General features: G+C 40.1%; 2 protein-coding genes and 2 pseudogenes. 3 read left to right on the top strand and 1 reads right to left on the bottom strand.

Annotated elements, in window-relative coordinates; translation table 11 throughout:
* Positions 1–316: 316 nt before the first annotated feature.
* On the bottom strand, positions 317–631 hold the full coding sequence (locus F6K53_RS34845) for a transposase (protein ID WP_293072610.1): 315 nt from the start codon (positions 629–631) through the stop codon (positions 317–319).
* Positions 632–718: 87 nt separating this feature from the next.
* On the opposite strand from F6K53_RS34845, the pseudogene F6K53_RS34840 reads away from it, so the two are divergent.
* The 3 genes and pseudogenes from F6K53_RS34840 (at position 719) to F6K53_RS34830 (ending at position 4995) form a co-directional block, all read left to right on the top strand.
* Positions 719–1576 (top strand): annotated as a pseudogene (locus tag F6K53_RS34840) (IS5 family transposase).
* A gap of 482 nt (positions 1577–2058) precedes the next feature.
* Positions 2059–3414, top strand: a pseudogene (locus tag F6K53_RS34835) (IS4 family transposase).
* A gap of 138 nt (positions 3415–3552) precedes the next feature.
* Positions 3553–4995 carry an MATE family efflux transporter gene (locus F6K53_RS34830; protein WP_293030132.1) on the top strand — a complete coding sequence of 481 codons (1443 nt, stop codon included), beginning with the start codon at positions 3553–3555 and terminating at the stop codon, positions 4993–4995.
* Positions 4996–5995: the final 1000 nt, after the last annotated feature.

Here is a 5995-nt window from a genome sequence, read left to right as displayed (position 1 = left end):
TCGAACCTCAAACCGGACAGACCTATTGGTGGATATTGCCACGGGTGCGGACGAACCTGTGCCCGTGCAGTGCTCAAAGATTTTGCCGAACACTTTGGGATTGGAGCCAAAAAGCGGGTAATTCTAAGAGCTGATTTATAAAGTAAACCTTAAGAGTACTCAAGCCCTTGCGGTATATAGCTTTCAGTTGATTATCCGCCGACCTAAGCTCAATTCCTGAAACCCTTGTAGGGCAAGTACTTTACCTGAGTTTACAAATCAGCTCTTATATCAAGTCACATTAATTGACCATAGTTAAGCAGCTTCTTCCATTACCTCAGGCCACCAATGATAGAAGCTGATGCAGCGGATCAACTCTCAGGGAATTGAGCAAATAGCGCCAGCGTTGCTCAACAAGGTCTTCAAGGGGTTCTATTGAGTCAAATACTATATTTCCCAAGGCTTGATTCACCACAGGCCATAATCGCTCTGCCGGTTGTAATTCAGGAGAGTAAGGGGGTAAGGGGAAAAGATGAATCCCCTCTGGCACCTCCAACTTCTCACTCATATGCCACCGAGCCTGATCTACAGTTAGAGCTGATTTATAAAGAGAATCTAAAGAAAGTAGGGGATTAAGTGAATATGGTGTAATCGTTATTTCTTAGTTATAGTTAAGCTATGTTGTGACTGATGAGCCGTCTACCTGCGATCGCCTTTGGCGCGGCTTCGCCGATCGCAAATCCTCAACGTCAACCTAACCCGACGTGACCTGAGCGACTCAGAATGGGAAATACTCAAGCCTCTAGTACCATTACCCAAGGGGTTTGGTCATCCTATAGAGGTGGATTTCCGAGAAATTTTCAACGCCATATTCTATGTGCAACGGACTGGATGTCAGTGGGAAATGATGCCTCATGATCTACCACCTTATAGCACGGTATACAGATACTTCAAAAAATGGCAAAAAGGCGGTTTTTGGCAACAGATACACGATAAAATACGCCAAAAATTAAGAACAGAATTAGACCCGGATGAAGACTCAACTGTTGCCATTGCTGATTCAATGTCAGTGAAAACAACAGAAAAAAGGGCTCTGTCTACGGTTTCGACGGTGGCAAGAAAGTTAAGGGGCGTAAGCGTCACATTGTAGTAGATTCCCTTGGATTATTAATTGGTGTTTTGGTAACTGAAGCGAATGCCTCAGAACGATTAGGAGCAGTCGTAGTACTTAATGAAGCCAGGGATAAACTGTCGAAATTAGATGTGCTTTGGGTATATCAGGGTTATTCTGGTAATAATTTTGCCCGTGCAGTTAAGGAAGTTTGTGGCGATCGCGTGAGGGTGGAAGTAATCAAGAGAACTTCCAAAACTTTTGAGCGGTTACCTAAACGATGGATTGTTGAGCGCAATGCATGGATGGTTGAATAGATTTCGACGCAAAAGCCTGGATTATGAGGTGTATTCAGATGTGAGTGAAGCCATGATTTATGGCTCTCTAATTCACCTTATGGTTAAGCGACTGGCAATGCTTTTGGTTGACTTTATAAATCAGCTCTTAAAGCAACGCAAGAGGCCAGAGGCCATAAGTAATATATAATCAACTATATAGGCATTTTGGGAAAGTTCAAAAACTCTAATCAGTGTTTACCAATTATTTGTAATTCAGGGAATCTTGAATGTCAAATATTGAAGTTTAAAGGTTAATGTGTAGTGGATAGTTCAAGTTAAGTTGAAGTAAAAAAAAAAAGGTGTAAAAATTTTTAACAAACAATCCAAACTCAAGCTATGACTACACTTCAAGGATTAAGTTTACGAACCTAACTTGTTTAACTCAACCGAATAGGTGATAATTGGCCTCGGTGTATCTCAGTTTGGTAAAAACATTAGGCTCGAATCCTTAGAGCTGATTTGTGAACAGAGCTATAACCATTGCGGTGCAATGCTTTCAGGATTTAGGCTTATGTTTACTCCCTGAAGGGGTGACGAAATAGCCTGAAAAGCTTTAAATGTAAAGCGTTCACCATTTTGTGGTAAAAAAAAGATAGGTCTCTTTTGTTCAACAATACCTACCTATTGACAATGTTACTTGCATTCTACCAAAACCACTTAAAAAGTCAACTTAGTAAGTCAGAATACTTATTTAGTCTAATTCTGCTTAGTCTCCTACAGACAATTAAAAAAGTAAATTTAGAAAAATTAGCAAATGCTCTATCAATTCCCCTAAAATTTGAAAGTCGTAGAAAAGCGATGCAGTCGCTCATGGGGGGAACCCCCATGAGCGACTGCATCAAGACAAGAATACAACGATTTTTATCATTGCCTAATCTGACGATTGAAAAAATTTGGTTTCCAATTATCAAAACCTGGTTATCAACATACTTCACAACTGAGCAATTAATTTATGTAGCGATATACCGCACAAATTGGAGTCGAATAAATTTCCTCATGATCAGTATAGTTTGGGATAAAAGAGCTTTTCCTATATATTTTGAATTACTTCCCAAATTAGGGTGTAGCAATATTCATGAACAAAAAACTGCCCTATCCTCAGTGATGCCACTTTTAAAAAACTATAAAGTTTGTCTATTAGGGGATAGATAATTTGGCTCGGTCAAGCTGGCACAGCACCTCCAGTCCTTGGGTGTCTATTTCTGCTTACGTCTTAAGAAGAACGAATTTATCGAAGTCAAAAATAATATTTTTATTCAATTAAATAATTTAGGCTTAACACCAGGATTATCTTTTTTTATCCAAGGAGTTAAAGTGACCTTGAAGTTACCGTAGAACAGGGTAGCCTTATTACCAAGACTTAAACCTATGACTCACAGACTGCCGACTATAAAGGCTACCCTGTTCAAGGTTTCATCCAAGACCCGTGGTTTTATAATTTTTAATGTGGCTGGTAAGTGGCAACGTAAAGTCAAGAAAGTAGCTTCGTTCGCGTAGCGTGGCCAAAGGCCAAAGAAGGATGGTTTATTCTTACAAATTTGGAAAGCTTAGAGTCAGCTATTTCAGCTTATAAAAAAAGATTTGATATTGAATAAATGTTTAGATATTTTAATACAGGTGGTTATAATATAGAGGAGACTAAAGTTGAGGGTAAACGGCTTATTTCTATAATTTTATTAATTGCAATAGCTTACAGTTCCTCAACGATTCAAGGTCAGCATATTAAAGCGATGCAGCGCGGTCTTGGGGGTTTCCCCCATGAGCGACTGCATCAAGACACGTCAAGGAATACAAAACTATGTAGCTCGTGTCAAAGAATATGGTCGTAGGGAGCGGAGACATAGCAGTTTTTACATTGGTTTATATGGCCAAACTTGGGTGAATTTAAAGGATGTTTGTTTAGAATTAGTCACCGAATTAATGAAATTAAATCCTAATAAACGAAAGTATTATCAACGAGGCCTAAGGGCTAGGTTGCTTATATAGTCTGCGTTTTAACTTATTTCGTCGCCCCCTCAGCTTATTTCGTCGCCCCCTCAGGTTTACTCCTGCTTACCTGAAATCCATATCTGTCAACGGATTTCAGCTCTTAAGATTTACTTTATAAATTACCTCTAACGTCTAATGCAGAACAAAACGACTGAGACAAACTGTACACATAGTCCTAAGTTAGGCTCATATAGCTTGGTATCAAAGGCTATATCTGAAACAATTTCTAGTTCTCAATTACTCATTCCCCTTATAAGCACACAGATTTGTGATGTAGCTGTTCAAGCTATAGATGTTGTGATGATGGGGTTATTAGGAACTCAATCAATAGCATCAGGTGCTTTGGGAACGGTTGCTTTTGCCACCGCTGTTTATGTTGGATACGGAATTGTATCAGGGGTAGGGGCAATGGCAGCTGAAGCAGTTGGCACTGATGAGCCTGAACAGGTTAGTTATATTTTATTTCAGGGGTTATGGTTACTTATAATTATATCCTTACCCATGGTTTTGCTCTTGTGGTGTGGTGGTTCTTTCTCAGGTTTAATCGGACAAGACAAAGGCGACTTTTTCCTCGTCAAAAGTTATGCAAATGCAGTTATATGGGGACTCCCAGCTGCTATTGGATTACTAATTGCTAAGGATATTGCCTCCGCTGTTAATTATCCTCAATCGATAGCTGTCATTGCGGTGATTGGCCTGGGCTTAAATATTCCTGTTAACTATATATTGATGTTTGGAAAATTTGGATTTCCAGATTTAGGACTATCGGGTATTGGCTGGGCGAGTAGTTTTATTTATTGGCTTACGTTCTTAATAGCTATCGTTTTATTTATGTTTCATCCAAAGTTTGACAAATATAGTTTTTTTGGTAATTTTTATCAGCTCGATCCAAGACTTATAATCAAACTTTTTCGTATTGGCTATCCGATGGGGATTCACTATGGTACTGAGATAGCACTTTTAAACATAACCACGTTGCTGATGGGATCTTTTGGTACAGCTACTCTAGCAGCACACCAGATTACAATTCAAACTGTAGAAGTTTTTATGGCAATTCCATCTGCTATTGCCTGTACTACTGTTGCTAGAGTGGGGTATGCCTATGGAGCTAAAGATGCGATGGGAATTAGAGTGTCGGCATTTATTAATCTTGCTATTGGTGCTTTCTTTTCATTGTTAGTGATAATTATAGTTTGGGAATTTCCCAAGCAGGTTGTGTCTATCTTTATAAATCCCGATGATCCAAACTATTTTAATACAAAAGCTACAGCAATCTCCTTTCTCTACATTGCAGGTTTTTACCAATTCGCCTATGGACTTCAAATGAATATGACTGGAGCCTTATTAGGCATACAGGATACCAAAATCCCTATGCTCATCAATTTACTTTCATTCTGGGGATCTGGACTCGGAGTGGGCTATTTACTAGCAATGCCTTTAGGTTATGGTGGTATGGGCTTGTGGTGGGGATTGGTTCTAGGCCCATTGATATCCAGTTTATTACTCGTCTATCGTTTTCTATTTTTAAATCGTCAGAAAGGGGATCAGATTAAAGATGTTAATCCGGCAGTAAAATAGAGTGCCTTTTTAAGGCTAAAACTCCTGGTAATATCAAGTTGCATTAAATAACCGTAATCTGGGGGGTGACATGCAAGCTAAAACCCTTACTGGGTAATATTTTCAGCCGATCTGTTACAAAAAGATACATGGTGTTTTGGGCGCTTCCTTGGACGTAGTTATAAGGGTTTGAGCTTTCAGAAAATCACAGGAGGGTCAATTTGGGAGTTTATCAATTCTTATGAGAATTGGCATCAAAGCCTTATATAGTAAGCTTTTCAGGGCTCATGTCACCCCCTCAGAACCGTAATATATGAGAGATGCAAGACAATGGTCCAAACTGATGCCCAAGCGAATCAGCATAGAACCCCATCTGAGTATAGAAGAACATTAACAGCGCTATCGTCAAGGGAAAGATCCGATTGAACGCTCCCACTATCAAATCATCTGGTTGCTAGCCCTTGGCAGAACCAGTGAAGAAGTCGCGCAAAGTGACTGGATATAAACGAAGTTGGATTTATGAACTGGTGTGGGGCTACAACCGGATTGGACCTTTGACCTTGGGAGATGGTAGGCGTAGAAACCTGTTTTGCTCCACCTCTTTTAAGGGATCAGCAACAAGGGCAATTAGATCAAATTTTGTCAGGTCCAGCCCCGGATGGTGGGCTGTGGAACGGTCGCAAAGTTGCAGACTATCTCTGTGAATTATTGGTTCGAATTGTCTGACTTCAACTTGGATGGCGGATTCTCAAGCAAATGGATTAAAGGGCTGAAAGTACCTCGACCAACAATCACCAATTCATTAGGACTTACGCAAATACCTCAATTTAACGCTACCTGTAGGGTTGTCCAAACCTTGCAAACCCTACCCATGGAGTCTGTGCGTAAGTCCTGTTCATATCTCAACAACAACAGCAGTGGAAAAAAAAACTGGGCTGTGAAGTGGAGAAAGTGCAAAAAGAACACCCCTGGGCCGAGGTATCGGTATGGAGTCAAGATCAACATCCCATTGGCCTGCAGC

It is taken from the genome of Moorena sp. SIO4A1 (assembly GCF_010672065.1).
Classification (GTDB): domain Bacteria; phylum Cyanobacteriota; class Cyanobacteriia; order Cyanobacteriales; family Coleofasciculaceae; genus Moorena.
The sequence above is the reverse complement of the archived record's forward strand: the minus strand, read 5'-3'. Positions and strand labels throughout refer to the sequence as shown.

Coding starts and splice junctions, on each gene's coding strand:
- F6K53_RS34830 (WP_293030132.1), top strand. CDS start 3,553: ATGCAGAACAAAACGACTGAGACAAACTGTACACATAGTCCTAAGTTA.